The sequence below is a fragment of the Embleya sp. NPDC005971 genome, assembly GCF_040629175.1.
Lineage (GTDB): Bacteria > Actinomycetota > Actinomycetes > Streptomycetales > Streptomycetaceae > Embleya.
In genome coordinates this window covers 17,336-37,043 of the sequence record NZ_JBEXUX010000086.1, presented here as the reverse complement: position 1 = coordinate 37,043, position 19,708 = coordinate 17,336, and the positions used below count along the sequence as shown (strand labels likewise).

General features: G+C 75.0%; 2 protein-coding genes. Both read right to left on the bottom strand.

What is annotated here, in order from left to right; translation table 11 throughout:
* Positions 1–9,572: type I polyketide synthase (locus ABZ374_RS42580; RefSeq protein ID WP_360322885.1), on the bottom strand; the 9,572-nt coding region annotated here is incomplete at its 3' end.
* Positions 9,569–19,696 carry a type I polyketide synthase gene (locus tag ABZ374_RS42575; RefSeq protein WP_360322883.1) on the bottom strand — a complete coding sequence of 3,376 codons (10,128 nt, stop codon included), beginning with the start codon at positions 19,694–19,696 and terminating at the stop codon, positions 9,569–9,571. The genes ABZ374_RS42580 and ABZ374_RS42575, both read right to left, overlap by 4 nt.
* Positions 19,697–19,708: the final 12 nt, after the last annotated feature.

Genomic DNA, 19,708 nt, shown 5'->3' with positions numbered 1-19,708 from the left:
AACGCGTCCCACTTGCCCTCACTCGCCGTCGCGAACACCTCGGCACCCAGATGACGCGCGATCTGCACCGCCGCCATCCCCACACCACCCGCACCGGCATGGATCAACACCGAATCGCCCGCGCCCAACCGGCCCAGTCGAGCCAGCCCGTAGTACGCCGTCAGGAAGGCCACCGGCACCGACGCCGCCTGTTCGAAGGACCAACCGTCCGGCACCTTCGCCAGCATCCGGTGATCGGCGACGGCATGCGGGCCGAAGCCGCCGGCGAACATCCCCAGGACGCGGTCCCCGGCCTCGAATCCCGGTACCCCGGACCCGACTTCGGTGACCACGCCGGCGCCTTCGCCGCCCATCGTCGCGGCATCGGGATACATCCCCAGTGCGATCAGCACGTCCCGGAAGTTCAGGCCCGCGGCCCGTACCGCGATCCGCACCTGCCCCTCCCCCGGTGCCCCGTCCGCCGGGGCGACCGAGGACGGGACCAGGGCGAGGTTCTCCAGTGTCCCGGCGCGGATCGTGTCCAGCCGCCACGGGCCCGCCGGTGGCAACAGGGCCGCGGACCCGCCGATCCGACCGAGTCGGGGGGCATACAACGCGCCGTCACGCACCGCGAGTTGTGGCTCGCCCAGTGCGAGCGAGGCGCGAACCGCGGTGGGCGACAACGCCCGGGAGGCGGCACGCGCGTCCGTGTCGATCAGGACACAGCGGTCCGGGTGCTCGCTCTGCACCGAGCGCACCAGCCCGACGATCGCGGCCCGGCCGAGGTCGGCGACGGTTTCCCCGGGCCCGGTGGCCACCGCGCCGCACGTGCGCACCACGAGGCGGGAGTCGGCCAGGCGGGGGTCCGCGATCCAGGATCGGAGGTCGGCCAGGGCCCCGGCGGTGCTCGCGTGCACCCGCTCGGCCAGGCTCGCGGGCTGCGCGGCGGGCTCCCCCGGGATGCCGTCGCTCGGCGTCAGGAAGGCGAAGTCCGGTATCGGCGACCCCGCTTCGACGGCGGCGCCGAGGGCGGCGGGGTCCGAGTACACGGCCGGGACGATGCCCGCGTCGGCGAGATCGGCGAGCAGGTCGTCGACGCCCGGGGTGCCGGGTGTGCCGAGCACCGCCCAGGTGTCCGCGGCGGTGCCGGTGTCGGGTGCGGTCACCGGCTTCCAGTCGACGGTGAACAGCGCGTCGCGGGTGACGTCCCGACCGCCGGCGATCCGATCCACGGCGACGGGGCGCAACACGAGCGAGTCGACGCGCAGGACGGGAGCGCCCGCATGGTCGGCCACCAGCACGGTGACCGTGTCGGTGCCCTCGGGGATGAGCCGAACCCGCAGCCGCCGGGCGCCGGAGGCGTGCAGCGCGACGCCGGTCCAGGTGAACGGCAGCAAAATCCTGGCGTCCCGGCCGCCGGAGCCGGCCAGGCCGTACGCCTGGAGCGCGCCGTCCAACAGGGCCGGATGCAGGCCGTATCGCCCGGCCTCCTCGCGTTCGCGTTCGCCGAGCGCGACCTCCGCGTACACCTCGGTGCCGACCCGCCAGACCTGTTGCAGGCTTTGGAAGGCGGGCCCGAAGGCGTAGCCGGAGGCGCGGGCCTGCGTGTAGAAGTCGGCGGTGTCGAGCGGGACGGCTTCCGCCGGCGGCCAGGTGGTCAGGTCGAAGTCGGCGCTGCCGGCGGTCGGGGCGAGCAGGGCACTGGCGTGCCGTTCCCAACCGGCGTCGTCCTCGGCCCGATCGGCGGCGGGGCGGGAGTGCACGGTGAGACCGCGGCGGCCGGTGTCGTCGGGCGGACCGACCACGATCTGGATCCGTACTCCGCCGGTCGGCGGCAGGATCAGCGGGGCTTCCAGGGTCAGTTCGTCGAGTCGGCCGCAGCCCGCCTCGTCGGCCGCGCGGATCGCCAGGTCCACGAACGCGGTGCCGGGCAGCAGGACGGTGCCGGCCACGGCGTGGTCGTCGAGCCACGGGTGGGTGCGTCGAGAGATCAGGCCGGTCAGGACCAGGTGGCCGAGGTCGGACAGGGTGGTGCCGGCCAGCAGCAGCGGGTGGTCGACGGGGGCGAGTCCCAGTTCGCCGGCGTCGCCCGCACCGGACCGGCCGGTACCGGACTCCAGCCAGTACCGCCGGTGCTGGAACGCGTAGGTCGGCAGCGGGATGCGTCGGCCGAAGCCGGTGCCCAGGACCGTGTGCCAGGCGACCGGCAGTCCGTGCACGTGGGCCTCGGCGAGCGAGCCGAGGAATCGTTCGACGTCCGGCTCGTCGCGGCGCAGCGTGCCGAACGCCACGGCGTTGCGGTCCGTTTCGTCGAGTACCTCTTCGATGCCGGCGACCAGCACGGGGTGGGCGCCGACCTCGACGAACGCGGTGTGTCCGGCTTCGACCAGGGCGCGCACGGTCTCCTCGAAGCGCACGGTCTGCCGGAGATTGCGGTACCAGTAGTCGGCGTCGAGGTCGGTGGTGTCCAGCCGGCCGGCAACGACCGTCGAGTGGAAGGGGATGCGCGCCGGGCGGGGTTCGATCCCGGCGAGCACGTCGGCGAGCCGGTCGCGGATCTCCTCGACGTGCGCGCTGTGCGAGGCGTAGTCGACGGGGATGCGGCCATGCCGGACACCCTCGGCCTCGCACTGGGTGATCAGTTCGTCCAGGGCCGCGGTGTCGCCGGAGACCACGGTGGAGCCGGGGCCGTTGATCGCGGCGACCGACAGCCGTCCGTGCCATCGGTCCAGGCGGGCGGTGACCTGCGCGGCCGGTTCGCCGACGGAGAGCATGCCGCCGCGGCCGGACAGGGCGGTGATGGCCCGGCTGCGCAGGGCGGCGATCCGGGCGGAGTCGGCCAGGCTCAGGGCGCCCGCGATGTAGGCCGCGGCGATCTCGCCCTGCGAGTGTCCGACCACGGCGGCGGGTTCGACGCCGCACGAGCGCCACAGTTCGGCCAGCGCGATCATCACGGCCCACAACACGGGCTGGAGCACGTCGACGCGCGCGAACCACGCCTGGGCGGTTTCGGCGTCGGCACGCAGCACCTCTTCGAGGGACCAGTCCACGTACGGGGCCAGGGCCTGCTCGCAGGCGGCGATCTGTGCGGCGAACACCGGTGCGCCGTCCAGCAGTTCGAGTGCCATGCCGGCCCATTGCGAACCCTGGCCGGGGAAGACGAACACGACCCGTTCGCCGTGCCGGGCCTGGCCCTGGACGACCGAGGCGGCCGGGGTGCCCGCAGCCAGGCTCGCCAGCCCGTGCAGCAGCCCCTCGCGGTCGTCGGCCCGAACGACGGCGCGATGCGGCAGGGCCGAGCGGGTGGTGTGCAGCGAGTGGGCCAGGTCGGGCAGCGCGATGCCGTGCCCGGAGTCGTCGTCCAGGTGGGCGGCCAGCCGGGCGGCCTGGGCGCGCAGTGCCTCGGGGCTTTTCGCGGAGACGAGGAACGGCAGGACGGTGGGGTCGGGCAGTACGGGTGTTTCGGAATCCGACTCCGACTCCGACGCGGACGCGGGTTCGGCCGGGCCGGCGTGCGCGTCGATCGTCTCGGGGGCCTGCTCCAGGATCAGGTGCGCGTTGGTCCCGCTGATCCCGAAGGACGAGACGCCCGCGCGGCGCGGTTCCGCGCCCGCGGGCCAGTTCCTGGCCTCGGTCAGCAACTCGACGGCGCCGGCGGACCAGTCCACGTGCGGGGTCGGCTCGTCCACGTGCAGGGTCTTGGGCAGCACGCCGTGGCGCATCGCCATCACCATCTTGATGATCCCGGCTGCGGCGGCGGCCGACGTGGTGTGCCCGATGTTGGACTTCACCGAGCCGATCCACAGCGGCCGTTCGGGGTCGCGACCACTGCCGTACGTGGCGATCAACGCCTGGGCCTCGATCGGGTCGCCGAGGGTGGTGCCGGTGCCGTGTGCCTCGACCGCGTCGATCTGCTCGGCGGCCAACCCCGCATCGGCGAGGGCGGCCCGGATCACCCGCTGCTGGGAGGGACCGTTGGGCGCGGTCAGCCCGTTGCTGGCGCCGTCCTGGTTGATCGCGCTGCCGCGGATGACGGCGAGCACCGGGTGGCCGTTGCGCCGCGCCTCGTCGAGCCGTTCCACCAGCAGGATGCCGACGCCCTCGGACCAGCCCATGCCGTCGGCCGACGCGGCGAACGGCTTGCAGCGTCCGTCGCCGGCCAGGGCCCGCTGTCGGCTGAACTCCACGAAGCCGCCCGGCGTCGAGGTCACCGACACGCCGCCGGCCAGGGCCAGCGAGCACTCGCCGCGGCGCAGCGCCTGGACCGCCAGGTGCAGCGCCACCAGCGAGGACGAGCAGCCGGTGTCCACGGTCAGCGCCGGGCCTTCGAGGCCGAACAGGTAGGACAGCCGCCCGGAGATCACACTGCCCGCGTTGCCGGTGAGCACGTAGCCCTCGATGCCTTCGGGCATGCGCGCCACGTCGGTGCCGTATCCGGTGGGGGTGCCGCCGACGAAGACGCCGGTGGCGCTGCCGCGCAGCGCGTCCGGATCGATGCCCGCGCGCTCGAACAGTTCCCACGTGGTCTCCAGGAGGAGACGTTGTTGCGGGTCCATGGCGAGTGCCTCGCGGGGGCTGATGCCGAAGAAGTCGGCGTCGAAGTCCCCTGCGGCGTCCAGGAATCCGGCTTCGTTGGTGTAGAAGGTGCCGGGCCGGTCGGGGTCCGGGTGGTAGAGCCCTTCGACGTCCCAGCCGCGGTCGGTGGGGAACCCGCCGACCGCGTCGGTGCCGGCCGCGATCAGGTTCCAGAACTGTTCCGGGTCGGTGACGCCGCCGGGGAAGCGGCAGGCCATCGCGACGATCGCCACCGGCTCGTCGTCGCGGATCGCCGATCGCGCGGCGGGAAGGGCGGCACGATCCTGGCTACCACCGAGCGAGATCAGGATGTGTTTGGCGAGCACCTGCGAGGTGGGGTAGTCGAAGACCAGCGTGGTGGGCAGCGCCAGGCCGGTCTCGGCGTTGAGCCGGTTGCGCAGGTCGACGGCGGTGAGCGAGTCGAAGCCGAGGTCGCGGAAGGCCCGGTCGGCGGGCACGGCCGCGGGGGCGGTGTGGCCCAGGACCTTGGCGACCTGGGTGCGGACGGTGTCCAGGACGATCGCGTCGCGTTCGGCGGGGGTGACCTCGGCGAGCCGGCGGGCCAGGTCGCTGTTCGCGGCTGCGCCGTCGTCGCGGCCCGCGGCCGCGGTCGTCACCCGTTGGGCGTCCGGGAGTTCGCTGAACAGCGGGCTTGGCCGCAGGGCGGTGAAGCCGGTGATGAATCGTTCCCAGTCGATGTCGGCGGCGACCACGACCGTGTCGTCCAGTTCCAGGGCGCGGTCCATCGCGGCGATGGCGGTGCGCGGGTCGATCATGCGTACGCCGCGGCTGGCCAGGATCTCGTGGGCCCGCTCGTCGTCGGCCATGCCGGCGCCCGCCCACGGGCCCCAGACGATCGAGGTCGCGGTCGCGCCGCGCGAACGGCGGTGTTCGGCAAGCGCGTCCAGGTAGGCGTTCGAGGACGCGTAGACGCCCTGCATGCCGCTGCCCCACAGGCCGGAGATCGAGGAGAAGAGTACGAACGCGTCGAGCGGTCGGTCGCCCAGGACGCTGTCCAGCACCGCCGCACCGGCCACCTTGCCCGCGGCGAGCCGGGCGCTCTCGGCCAGGTCGGTGTCGGCGAGCGCGCTGGCCTGACCGAGGCCGGCCGCGTGTACGACCACCCGTAGCGGCGGGCCGTCGGCGTCGATCTCGGCGACCAGTCGGGTCACCGCGTCGTGGTCGGCCATGTCACACGAGGCGACGGTGACCTGTGGGCCCAACGCGGCCAGTCGGTCGGCGAGTTCGCGGGCGCCGGGGGCGGCGGGTCCGGCCCGGCTGGTCAGCACGAGTCGCTCGGCGCCGTTCTCGGCGGCCCATTGCGCGACCTGGGCGCCCAGCCCGCCGGTGCCACCGGTGACCAGGACGGTCCCGGTGGGCCGCGGGTCGCGCACCGGTGTCCGGTCGGCGGCCGAGGCGCGGACCAACCGGCGGACCAGGACGCCGGAGTCGCGCACGGCGACCTGGTCCTCGCCGGAGGCACCGGCCAGGACGCCGACCACACGGGCCCAGGCACGGGCGTCGGGCCGGTCGGGCAGGTCGACCAGCCCGCCCCACAGTCGGGGGAACTCCAGACCCACCACCCGGCCGATGCCCCAGACCCGGCCCTGGGCCGGGTGGGTCAGCGCGTCCCAGGTCGCCACCGAGACCGCGCCGCGGGTCAGGCACCACAGGGGGCCGCCCGGTTCGGTGTCCGCGAGGGCCTGGGCCAGCACGATCGTGGCGGCCACGCCGTGCGAGAGCGCCGGGTGATCCTCGCGGGCCCCTTCCTCCGGACCCAGCAGCGAGATCACCCCGGAGAAGCCCTCGTCCGGCGACTCCGCGCGGACCGCGGCGATCCGCTCGGCCAGCGGTCCGCGGTCGACGTCGGCCGCGATGACCGGCAATTGCACCACCCGCGCGCCGTGTGCGCTCAGCGCCGCCACGCACTGCGCCGCGAGGGTCGGGTCGGTCGCGTCCTCGGCCGACACCACGAGCCAGGTGCCGTCGAGCCGCGCGCCGCGGGTGTCGGTCGCCGGGCGCCAGATCACCCGGTAGCGCCAATCGTCGACGGTCGCGCCGAGGCGGCGGCCGTCGCGCCAGGCGGCCAACGAGTCGATCGCCGGCGCCAACTCGGCCCGGCCGGACGCGCCGGTCACCCCGAGCATGGTCACCAGGGCATCGAGGTCACGGCCTTCGACCGCCGCCCAGAAGCGCGCCTCCCCCGGCGTCGCACTCGCCTCGGCGTCGGCGGGCACCACCACCTCGACGGGTGCGGACTCCAACCAGAATCGTTCGCGCTGGAAGGTATAGGTGGGCAGGTCGGTCCGGGCCGCACCGGGCCGGGCGAGCAGCGCACTCCAGTCCACGTCGACGCCGCTCGCGTACGCCCGGGCGAGGGCGGTGACGAAGCCCGCGGTGCTGTCCTGGTCGCGGTGCAGGGTTCCCAGTGCGAGCGCCCGGGCGTCGGCGGCTTCGATCGTGCCCAGCAGGGCCGTGGTCAGTACGGGGTGGGCGCTGGCCTCGATGAACGCGTCGTGGCCCTGCCGGAGCAGCAGCCGGACCGTCTCCTCGAAGCGCACGGTCTCGCGCAGGTTGGTGTACCAGTACTCCGCGTCCAGGGTGCCGGTCTCCACCCGGTCGGCGGTCACCGCCGAGTAGAACGGCACCGCGGCCGCGGTCGGTCGGATGTCGGCCAGCTCGATCAGCAGCCGTTCGCGGATCGACTCGACCCGGGCGGAGTGCGAGGCGTAGTCCACCGGGACCCGGCGCGCCCACACGTCCGCGCGCTCGCAGTCCGCGAGCAGTTCGTCCAGGGCGGCCGACTCGCCGGACACCGTCACCGATGCCGGACCGTTGACCGCGGCGACCGAGATCCGGCCGGCGTAGTCCGCGAGCAGTTCCGCCACCCGCTCGGCGGGGGCGCCGATCGAGGCCATTCCGCCGTCGCCGGGCAGCGCCAGGATGGCCTTGCTGCGCAGTGCCACGACCTTCGCGCCGTCCTGCAGCGACAACGCGCCCGCGACGCACGCGGCGGCGATCTCGCCCTGCGAGTGGCCCACCACCGCGGCGGGCTCGACGCCGAAGGAGCGCCACAGTTCGGCCAGCGCCACCATCACCGCCCACAACACGGGCTGGACGATGTCGACCCGGTTCAGCCACTCCTCGGATTCCGAGCGCAGGATCGCCGTCGGCGACCAGTCCACGAAGGGCGCCAACGCGCTCTCGCAGGCGGCGAACCGCTCGGCGAACACGGGTGCGGAGTCCAGCAGTTCGGCGGCCATGCCCAGCCACTGCGAACCCTGGCCGGGAAACACCAGCACCGGTCGCGTCACCGAGCGGGCCGTGCCGCACAGCACGTGTGGTCCGGGCTCCCCCGCGGCGAGCGACTCCAGGCCGGTGAGCAACTGCGCGCGGTCGGCGGCCAGGACGACGGCTCGATCGTCGAGGGCGGAGCGGTGCACGGCCAGGGTGAGGGCGATGTCCGGCAGCGTGCTGCCGGGCTCGGTCCGCAGGTGGCGGGCCAGTTCGCCGGCGTGGGCGCGCAATCCGGCTTCGCCGCGGGCGGACACCACGAAGGGCAGCGGCCCGGACCGGGCGTCGTGCGGCGCGCCGGCGACCGGGCCGTCCTCGGCCTGCGGATGGGCGGGCTCGGGGCGGGCCTCCTCCAGGATCACGTGGGCGTTCGTACCGCTGGCCCCGAAGGCGGACACGCCGGCCCGACGCGGTTCACCGGCCGCCGGCGGCCAGGCGACGGTGTCGGTCAGCAGTTCGACCGCGCCGGACGACCAGTCCACGCGCGGCGTCGGCTCGTCCACGTGCAGGGTCCCGGGCAGCGTGCCGTGGCGCATCGCCATGACCATCTTGATCACGCCGGCCACTCCGGCCGCGGCCTGCGTGTGGCCGAGGTTGGACTTCACCGCGCCCAGGCGCAACGGCCGGTCGGGCGCGCGGCCGGGCCCGTAGCTCGCGATCAGCGCCTGGGCCTCGATCGGGTCGCCCAGCCGGGTGCCGGTGCCGTGCGCCTCCACCGCGTCGATGTCCGCGGGAGCCAACCCCGCGTTGGCGAGCGCCTGTTCGATCACCCGCTGTTGCGAGGGGCCGTTGGGCGCGGTCAGGCCGTTGCTCGCGCCGTCCTGGTTGACCGCGCTGCCGCGCACCACCGCCAACACGGGGTGGCCTCGGCGGCGCGCGTCGGAGAGCCGTTCGACCAGGAGCATGCCCACGCCCTCGGCCCAGCCGGTGCCGTCGGCCGCGGCCGCGAACGGCTTGCACCGTCCGTCGGCGGACAGTCCGCGCTGGCGACTGAACTCGATGAACGCGGCCGGGGTGGCCATCACGGTGACCCCGCCGGCCAGCGCCATCGTGCACTCGCCGCCGCGCAGCGCCTGTACCGCCAGGTGCAGTGCCACCAGCGAGGACGAGCACGCGGTGTCCACGGTCACCGCGGGGCCTTCGAGGCCCAGCACGTAGGACACCCGACCGGACATCACGCTGCCGACGCTGCCGGTGAGCGCGTAGCCCTCGACACCCTCGGGCATGCGCTCCACGCCGGCTCCGTAGCCGGTGGGGGTGCCGCCGACGAACACGCCGGTCGAACTGCCCTTGAGGGTGCGCCGGTCGATCCCGGCGCGTTCGAACGCCTCCCAGGAGGTCTCCAGGAGCAGCCGCTGCTGCGGGTCCATCGCCAGTGCCTCGCGCGGCGAGATGCCGAAGAACGTCGGGTCGAACTCGCCCGCGCCGTCCAGGAATCCGCCCTCGTGCGCATAGCTGGTCCCCAGGTGGTCGGGGTCGGGGTGATACAGCTCCTCGACCGGCCAGCCGCGGTCCAGGGGGAACCCGCCGACCGCGTCCACCCCGTCGGCGACCAGTCGCCACAGGTCCTCGGGCGAACGGATGCCGCCGGGATAGCGGCAGGACATGCCGACCACGGCGATCGGCTCGGGTCGTTCCAACTCCGCGATGCGGGCGTGGGCCCGCTGGAGGTCGACCGTCGCGCGCTTGAGGTAGTCCCGCAGCCTGTCTTCGCTGCCGCTCATGAGGGGTCACCTTTCGGGGCCTGCCCGGGGGCTTCGAGATGGTGGTCGAGCAGGGCGAACAGTTCGTCGTCGGAGGCGGTCTCGACGCCCGCCCCGTCCGATGCCGCGAGGTCGTCCCGGTCCAGTGCGGCGAGCCGTTCCACGAAGCGCCGCATACGCAGCGCGACCCGGGCCCGGACCTGCGGATCCTCGTCCGCCACCCGGCCGAACGCGACCTCCAGCCCGTCGAGTTCGGCCAGCACCGGGGCGAGTACCGAGACGTCGTCGCCGGTCAGCGCGGCCCGCAGCCGGGTGGCCAGGTCGGTGGGGGTGGGATGGTCGAACACCAGCGTGCTCGGCAGGTCGACGCCGGTCGCCCGGCTGAGTCGATCCCGCAGTTCGACGGCGGTCAGCGAGTCGAACCCCAGGTCGCGGAACGCCTGGTCGGCCTGCACTCCGCCGGCCGAGGTGTGGCCCAGTACCGCCGCGACCTCGCCGCGCACCAGGTCCAGCAGGATCGTCTCGCGCTCCACGGCCCCGGCCGCCGCCAGCCGGCCGGCCAGGCCGGGGTCGGCCGCACCCGGGCCGCCGGCCGGAGCGGCCCGCGCGGCGAGGGCGGCGCCGACCTCGGGCAGGTCGCCCAGCAGCGGGCTGGGGCGCAGCGAGGTGAAGCGCGGCGCGAAGGTGTGCCAGTCCACGTCGGCGACGACCACGTCGGTGTCCGCCAGACCCACCGCGTGGGCCATCGCGGCCACGGCGTCCGCTGCGGGCATCGCGCGCAGGCCGCGCCGGGCGAGTTGGTCCCCTTCGTCGTGCTCGGCCATGCCGCCGCCGCCCCACGGTCCCCAGGCGATCGAGGTCGCGGTCAGGCCGCGGGCGCGCCGGTCCAGGGCCAGCGCGTCCAGGTGTGCGTTGGCGGCTCCGTACACGCCTTGCGCGCCGCTGCCCCAGACTCCGGCAATCGAGGAGAACAGCACGAACGCGTCCAGCGGTCGATCCGCCAGCACGGCGTCCAGGTTGACCGCGCCTGCGGCCTTGCCCGCGGTGATCCGGGCGGAGTCGACGAACGAGGTGTCCGTGATCGGCGCGGCCTGGGTCACCCCGGCGGCGTGCACCACCGCGCGCAGCGGCGGCCCGTCGGCGTCGATCCGGTCCACCAGGCGCCGCACCGCGCTCCGGTCGGCCACGTCGCAGGTCTCGATCAGCACCTGGGCGCCGAGCGCGGTCAGTTCGGCCGCGAGCTCCTCGGCTCCGGGGGTGTCCGCGCCCCGGCGGCCCGCCAGGACCAGGCGTTGCGCGCCCGCGGTCGCCGCCCAGCGCGCCACGTGCGCGCCCAAGCCGCCGGTGCCGCCGGTGATCAGGACGGTGCCCGCGGGCTGCCAGGCGGGTTCGTCGGTCGCGGCCGGCGACGCGGCGCGGGCCAGCCGGCGTACCTGCACGCCGTCGGGGCGGATCGCCACCTGGTCCTCGGCGCCGTGGGCGATCACGTCCACGAGCCGGGACCAGACGTCGGCGTCCTCGGCGGGCGCGTCCGGGCCGGCGTCGGCCGAGGGCCGGGCCGCGACCGGGAGGTCCACGAGGCCGCCCCAGCCGCCGGGCAGTTCGAGCGCGGCACCACGACCGAGCCCCCAGATCTGGGCCTGGTCCGGGTGCACGACCGGATCGCCGGCCGCGGTGGACACGGCGCCGAAGGTCAGGCACCACACCCTCCCGCCCGGGTCGGCGTCGGCGTGGGCCTGCACGAGGGCCAGGGTGGCCGCCGGCGCGTGGTTGAGACCGGGCAGGTCGGCCCGTTCACCCGGCAGGTCGGCCAGGAGCGAGAGCACTCCCTCGACGGCGCCGCAGCCGCGCAGCCGCTCGGCCAGCTCGGCCCGGTCGTAGCGCGTCGCGTCGACATCGAGCCGGCGCACCACCGCGCCGCGCCGTTCGAGGGCCCGCACGCACGCGTCCGCGTCCGGGCTCGCCGGCCGGCTCACCACCACCCACGTGCCGAACGGTTGCGCGCCCGAATGTCCGGCCCAGGGTGTCCACCGGGTGCGATAGCGCCAGGTCTCCGGGTCCTGCGACGCGCCGCCGGGGCGAGAATCGGGCAGCGGGTCCAGCCAGTAGCGCTGCCGCTGGAACGGATAGGTGGGCAGGTCGACCGCGTCGCCGCGGCCGGTGAGGAGCACGGGCCAGTCCACCGGTGTCCCGTGCACGTGCAGCGCGCCGAGCGCGGCGACCGACGTGGCCCGTTCCGATCGCCCCCGGCGCAGCACCGGAACGGCGGGCGTGTCCGCGGTCGGGCCCACACATTCGCGGGCCATCGCGGTCAACACCGCGTCCGGGCCGACCTCCAGCAGTATCGACCCGCCCCGGGCGGCCACCGCGGCGACACCTTCGGCGAAGCGCACCGGCTCGCGGACCTGGCGCACCCAGTAGTCCGGGTTCGTCAACTCGCCCCGGTCGGCGAGCGTGCCGGTGAGGTTGGCGACCACCGGGATCCGCGGGTCGGCGTACGAAACCCCTTCCAGGACCGTGCGGAACTCGGCGAGCATCGGCTCCATCCGGGCCGAGTGGAAGGCGTGGCCGACCGCGAGTCGCTTGGTGCGGCGACCCTGCTCGGCGAACCGGGCGGCGACGGCCAGGACGGCGTCCTCGTCGCCGGAGAGCACCGCGGACGTCGGCGCGTTGACCGCGGCCACACCCACCGCGGCCGACCCGTCCAGCGCCGCCCGCACCTCGTCCTCGGACGCCTGCACCGCCACCATCGCCCCACCGGCCGGCAACGCCTGCATCAACCGCCCACGCGCCGCCACCACCGCCGCCGCGTCCTCCAGCGACCACACCCCCGCCACATGCGCCGCGGCCAGTTCGCCGATCGAGTGCCCGAGCAGGAACCCCGGCCGCACACCGAACGATTCGATCAACCGGAAAAGCGCCACCTCGACCGCGAACAACCCGGCCTGGGTGAACACCGTCTCGTCCAACAAACCCTCGGTACCCGCCACCCCGAACACCACATCCCGCACCGAGTGGGCGACGTGTCCGGTCAGTTGCCGGTCCAGCTCGAACACGGCGGCGTCGAACGCCTCCGCGAACACCGGGTAGACGTCGTGCAGTTCACGCCCCATGCCGACCCGCTGACTGCCCTGCCCGCTGAACAGGAACACCGGGCGTCGGTCCGTGCGGGCCAGGCCGACGGTCACCCCGCCGGCCCGGCCGTCCGCCGCGAGGTCGGCGAGCCCGGCGAGCAACTCGGCCCGGTCCGCGGCCGTCACCACGGCGCGATGGTCGAGCGCGGTACGGGTGCCGGCGAGCGCGGCGGCCAGGTCGACGGGCGCGAGGTCGGCGCCGGCGCCGTCGAGGTACGCCCGCAGCCGTTCGGCCTGGGCCGCCAGGGCCTGCGGAGTCTTGGCGGAGAGCAGGTACGGCAACACCCCCGCATCGGCGCGGGGTTCGGTGGGCGCGAGGTCGGCCGGGTCGGGCGTGCGGTATTCGAGCACGGTGTGTGCGTTGGTCCCGCTGATCCCGAACGCCGACACCGCGGCGCGGCGCGGGCGGCCGGTGTCCGGCCAGGGGCGTGCCTCGGTGAGCAGTTCCACCGCGCCCTCGGTCCAGTCCACCTGCGGTGTCGGGGTGTCCACGTGCAGGGTTCCGGGCAGCACGCCGTGCCGCATGGCCATCACCATCTTGATCACCCCGGCCACCCCCGCCGCGGCGGTGGTGTGCCCGATGTTGGACTTGAGCGCGCCCAACCACAGCGGCTCGCCCGCGGGCCGTTCCCGGCCGTAGGTGGCGATCAGGGCCTGGGCCTCGATCGGGTCGCCGAGCGCGGTGCCGGTGCCGTGTGCCTCGACCGCGTCCACCTCGCGGGCGGTCAACCGGGCATTCGCCAGGGCCTGCCGGATCACCCGCTGCTGGGACGGACCGTTGGGCGCGGTCAGGCCGTTGCTGGCGCCGTCCTGGTTGACGGCCGAGCCGAGCACGGTGGCCAGCACGCGGTGGCCGTTGCGCCGCGCGTCGGAGAGTCGTTCGACCAGCAGCATGCCAATCCCCTCGGACCAGCCGGTGCCGTCGGCGGCGGCGGCGAACGGCTTGCAGCGGCCGTCGGCGGAGAGCACCCGCTGCCGGCTGAAGTCCACGAACAGTCCGGGGTTGGCCATCACCGTGACGCCGCCGGCCAGCGCCATGGTGCACTCGCCGGCCCGCAGCGCCTGGACGGCCAGGTGCAGCGAGACCAGGGACGAGGAGCACGCGGTGTCGATCGTGACGGCCGGTCCCTCCAGGCCGAAGGTGTAGGCGAGTCGGCCGGAGGCGACGCTGGCGGCGTTGCCGGTGCCCAGGTAGCCGCCGAGTTCGTCGGGGACCTCCATGCCGGCCAGGTAGCCGATGTTGGCGGCGCCGACGAAGACCCCGGTTGCCGAGCCGCGCAGCAGGTCGGGGTCGATCCCGGCCCGCTCGAACACCTCCCAGGAGGTCTCCAGCAGGAGGCGCTGCTGCGGGTCCATCGCCAGTGCCTCACGCGGCGAGATGCCGAAGAAGCCCGCGTCGAAGTCGGCCGCGTGCTCGACGAAGCCGCCCTCGCGCACGTAGCTGGTGCCGGGGTGGTCCGGGTCGGGGTGGTAGAGGCCGTCGACGTGCCAGCCGCGGTCGGTGGGGAATCCGGTCAGTCCGTCGCGGCCGTCGGCCAACATCCGCCAGAGGTCCTCGGGCGACCCGACGCCGCCGGGGAATCGGCAGGCCATCGCCACGATCGCGATCGGTTCGTGTTCGACCCCGCGGGCCGCCGCGGCGCGCGGGGCGACGGTGGCGGTCCCGGTCGTGGTGCCGAGCAGTTCGGTGCGCAGGTATCCGGCGAGCACGGCGCTGGTCGGGTAGTCGAAGACCAGGGTGGCCGGCAACCGTCGTCCGGTCAGCGCGGCCAGCCGGTTGCGCAGGTCGACCGCGATCAGCGAGTCGAAGCCCAGGCTCTTGAACGGGCTGTCGACGTCCACGGCTTCGGGGTCGTCGTGGCCGAGCACCGCGGCGACCTGGGATCGCACCAGGCCGATCAGGGTGCGTTCCTGTTCGGGCGTGTCCAGGGCGAGCAGGTCGTGCACGAAGCGCTCGGCGACCCGGCCGCCGCCGGCGGCGGCCGACGCGGTGCGCCGCACCGGGCCGCGGACCAGGCCGCGCAGCAGGCCCGGCAGCACCCCGGCGTCGGCCTGGGCGCGCAGGGCGGCCCGGTCCAGCCGCAGGGGCACCGCGAGCGGCTCGTCGGCCGCGGTCGCCCGGTCGAACAGGTCCAGCGCGGTCGCCGAGGACAGCGGGACGACGCCGGACCGGGCCATCCGCCGCAGGTCGGCCTCGGCGAGCCGGCCGGTCATGCCGCTGGCCTGCTCCCAGAAGCCCCAGGCCAGCGCGACGGCCGGCAGTCCCCGCGCATACCGGTGCTGGGCAAGCGAGTTGAGGAAGGCGTTGGCGGCCACGTAGTTGCCCTGGCCCGCGCTGCCGAGCACGCTCGCGGCCGAGGAGAACAGCACGAACGCGGACAGGTCGTGCTCGTGGGTCAGTTCGTGCAGATTGATCGCGGCGTCGACCTTGGGCCGCAACACCGCGGCCAGCCGCTCGGGAGTCAGCGATTCGATGACGCCGTCGTCCAGGACTCCGGCGGCGTGCACGATCGCGCCCAGCGGCCGGTCCGCCGGAATCTCGGCGAGCAGTCGGGCCAGGGCCGGCCGGTCGGCGGCGTCGCAGGCGACGATCTCGGCGGTGGCGCCGAACTCGGCCAATTCGGCCCGCAATCGGGCGCAGCCCTCGGCGTCGGGTCCGGTACGGCTGGTGAGCAGCAGGTGCCGTACGCCGTGCGTGGCGGCCAGGTGGACGGCGATCAACCGGCCGAGGGTGCCGGTGCCGCCGGTGATCAGGACGGTGTCGCCGGCCCGGAACGGCCGGGTCGCCGGGTCGGCCGGATCGTGCCGGGCGGCCAGGCGCGCGCCGAGCAGGTCACTCCCGCGCACCGCGACGGCGGGTTCGCCGCAGCCCGGCACCGCGGCCAACCCCCGTGCCCGGAGCCCGGGTTCGACGGCGGTCAGGTCGGCCAGCACGAATCGGTCGGGGTACTCGGTCTGCGCGGAGCGCACCAGGCCCCACGCCGTGGCCGAGCGCAGGTCCGGCACGCCCTCGCCCGGTGCGACGGCCAGCGCGCCGCGCGTGGCCACCACCAGTAGGGACGTCTCGAAGCGGGGGTCGTCGACCCAGGTGCGCAGCACCGGCAGCAGCTCGCCGGCGGCGGCGTGGGCCGCCGCCGTCAGCGGTGCGTCGCCCGGCTCCACCGGATACACGACGGTGTCCGGCAGCGCGGCGCCGGAGTCCACCGCGGCGCCCAGAGCGGCCAGATCGGCGAAGGCGTGTACGTAGGCACCCGCGCCACGCAGCGCGTCCGCCAGGCCGCGGGGGTCGGTGCCGAGCACCGCCCAGGTCGCGTCGTCCGCCCCGGCGTCCTCGACGGCGGAGCCGATGTTCACCCAGTCGACCCGGTAGAGCGCGTCGTGCCCGGGCCCCGGGACCGGTCCCGACGTCGAGGAGCCGGGTCGGCCGGCGACGGTGCCGATCCGGGCCACCGGCTGCCCCGTGGTGTCGGCCAACGACAACGTGTGCCGAACACCGCCGTCCGGGCCCTCGACTCGGCGCAGCCGCACCCGTACGGCCGTGGCGCCGGCCGCGTACAGCGCGATGTCGGCGAACGTGTCGGGCTCGGCGGATGCGTCGTCCCACCGGCGCAGGTGCAGTGCGGCGTCCAGCAGCGCGGGATGCAGGCCGTACCCGCCGGCGTCCTTGGCCTGCTCGTCGGGCAGGGCGATCTCGGCGAAGAGTTCCTCGTCCCGCCGCCACAACGCGCGCAGGCCGGCGACGGCGGGATCCGGGGTGTGCCCGGCGGCGGCCGAACGCTCGGGCCGGGCGCCGGGGTCCAGGGGTTCGGCGCCCGGCGGGGGCCAGCTCTGCTCGTCGGCTTCCGGGGCGGGCCGGCCGGGGCGCAGCAGGCCCTGTGCGTGCCGGGTCCAGGGCTGCGCGGCGTCCGCGTCGACCGGCCGGGAGAACACGGCGAGCGAACGGCGGCCGTCCGGTTCCGGGGCGCCGACCGCGACCTGGAGCCGGAGCGGGCCGGTCCCCGGTGACGGCGGCGTCTGGAGGGACAACGCCTCGATCCGGTCGCAGCCCGCCTCGTCGCCCGCGCGGACGGCCAGTTCGATCAGGGCCGCGGCGGTCGGTTGCCCGGCGTCGGCCGGCCCGGGGTCGGCGGCGAGCCGGCCGGTCAGCAGCAGCCCGCCGCCGTCGGCGAGGGTCGCGGTGGCGCCGAGCAACGGATGCCCCGCCGGCAGCAGTCCGAGGCCGGCGGCGTCGCGAGCGGTGTCGGCGGGGGCCTGGAGCCAGAAGCGGCGGCGCCGGAAGGGGGAGGTGGGCAGGTCGACCCGGCGCGCCGGGGCGGGGCGGCCGGCGAACAGGTACCGCCAGTCGACGGTGAGCCCGTGCACGTGCGCGGCGGCCAGGGCCTCGGCGAAGCGGCCGGGCCCACCGGCGCCGCGCCGGAGCGTGTCGAGCACGACGGCGGGCGCGTCGGCGGCGCCGATGCCGTCCTCCAGCGCGACGGTGAGCACCGGGTGGGCGCTGATCTCGACGAAGGCGGTGTGCCCGGCGGCCAGCAGCGCGCCGACCGCTGCGTCGAAGCGCACCTGTTGCCGCAGGTTGTCGTACCAGTAGTCGCCGTCCAGCGCCGTGCCGTCCAGCAGCGCGCCGGTCGTCGAGGAGTAGTAGGGCACCGTGGCGCCGGTCGGCACGAGGCCGACGAGTTCCTTGCCGAGCCGGTCGCGGATCGCCTCGACCCGGGCCGAGTGCGAGGCGTAGTCCACCGGAACCCGGCGGGCCCACACGCCCTGGCCCTCGCACACGGCGAGGAGTTCGTCGATCGCGGGCTGGTCGCCGGCGACCGTCACCGAGTTGGGGCCGTTGACCGCGGCGACGGTCAGTTCTCCGTCGAGCGGCCCGATCAGCGCGTGGGCGCGGGAGGCGGACACCGACACCGAGACCATGCCGCCGGTGCCGGCCAGGTCCAGGATGGCCCGGCTGCGCAGCGCCACCACCTTGGCGCCGTCGGCCAGGGTCAGCGCGCCCGCGACGCAGGCCGCCGCGATCTCGCCCTGGGAGTGGCCCACCACGGCGGCGGGTCGCACGCCGTGGGTCTGCCAGAGCCGGGCCAGGGCGACCATCACGGCCCACAACACCGGCTGGACGACGTCGACCCGCTCCAGCCACTCCTCGTCCGGGGAGCGCAGCACCTCGGTGGTCGACCAGTCGACCCAGGGCGCCAACGCGTCTTGACACTCGGCGATCGAGGCGGCGAACTCGGGTGTGCTGTCCAGCAGTTCACGGGCCATCCCGGCCCACTGCGAGCCCTGGCCGGGGAAGACGAAAACCGGGCGCCGGTCCGATCCGGCGACGGCGACGGTGCCCTCGCCGCCGGCCAGCGCACGCAGCCGTTCGGCGAAGCCGTCGAGGTCCGCGGCGGTCAGGGCGGCCCGGCATTCCAGCGCCGACCTGGTGGTGGCCAGCGAGTAGGCGACGTCGTCGGGCGCGAGGTCGGGTTCGGCGGCGACGAAGGCGGCCAGGCGCTCGGCCTGGGCGCGCAGCCCTTCGTCGTCGCGTGCCGACAACACCCAGGGCGCGGGGGGCCGGGGCGCGGGTACGGGGTCCGGGGCGGGTTCGGCGGTCGACTCGGCGGCGGCCGGCGCCTGTTCGAGGATCACGTGCGCGTTGGTGCCGCTGATCCCGAACGAGGAGACGCCGGCGCGCCGGGGCCGGTCCTCGGTGTCGGGCCACGGTTGGGCCTCGGTGAGCAGGCGGACGGCCCCGGCCGACCAGTCGACGTGCGGCGACGGCTCGTCCACGTGCAGCGTCCGGGGCAACTGGTTGTGGCGCAGCGCGAGCACCGTCTTGATCACCCCGGCGATGCCGGCCGCCGCCTGGGTGTGGCCGAGGTTGGACTTGATCGCGCCCAGCCACAGCGGTCGATCCGGGTCGCGGTCCTGCCCGTAGGTGGCCAGCAGGGCCTGTGCCTCGATCGGGTCGCCGAGGGTGGTGCCGGTGCCGTGGGCCTCGACCGCGTCGATGTCGTTCGCGGTCAATCGGGCGTTGGCCAGGGCGTGCCGGATCACCCGGCGCTGGGAGGGGCCGTTGGGGGTGGTCAGGCCGCTGCTGGCGCCGTCCTGGTTGACCGCGCTGCCGCGCACCACCGCGAGTACCGGGTTGCCGTCGCGCCGCGCGTCGGAGAGCTTTTGCAGCAGGATCAGCCCGGCGCCCTCGGACCAGCCGGTGCCGTCCGCGGCGGCGGCGAACGCCTTGCACCGGCCGTCGGGGGCCATCCCGCGCTGCCGGCTGAACTCGCTGAACATGCCCGTGTTGGACATCACGGTGACACCGCCGGCCAGCGCCATGGTGCACTCGCCGGCGCGCAGCGCCCGGACCGCGAGGTGCAGGGCGACCAGGGAGGAGGAACACGCGGTGTCGACCGTGACGGCGGGACCTTCGAGCCCGTGGACGAAGGCGAGGCGACCGGACAGGACGCTGATGATGGTCCCGGTGCCCAGGTAGCCGCCGACGCTTTCCGGCACCTCCCGGAACCCGGTGCCGTATCCGGAGGAGCCGGCGCCGACGAACACCCCGGTACGGCTGCCCCGCAGCGCGGCGCGGTCCAGCCCGGCGCGTTCGAACAACTCCCAGCCCACTTCGAGCAGGACGCGCTGTTGCGGGTCCATCGCCAGCGCCTCGCGCGGGCTGATGCCGAAGAACTCGGGGTCGAAGTCGGCCGCATGGTCCAGGAAGCCGCCGTCGCGCACGTAGCTCTTGCCGGGGGCGTCCGGATCGGGGTCGTAGAGCCCCTCCAGGTCCCAGCCGCGGTCCCGGGGCAACGGCCCGATCGCATCGCCGCCGGCGGCCAGCAGGCGCCACAGGTCCTCGGGCGAGGACACCCCGGCCGGGTAGCGACAGGCCATCGCGACGATCGCGATCGGCTCCGTCTCGCGCTGCTCGACGCGGCGCAACTCCGCCCGTGCGTCGTGCAGTTCCGCGGCCACCCGCTTGAGGTAGCCGACCAGCTTGTGGTTCTCCGGCGTGTCGCTGTCCGGCATCGTGGTGGTCCT

What these genes read in the sequence shown, in the direction of transcription:
- ABZ374_RS42575 (WP_360322883.1), bottom strand. Translation starts at nt 19,696, where the DNA reads ATGCCGGACAGCGACACGCCGGAGAACCACAAGCTGGTCGGCTACCTC.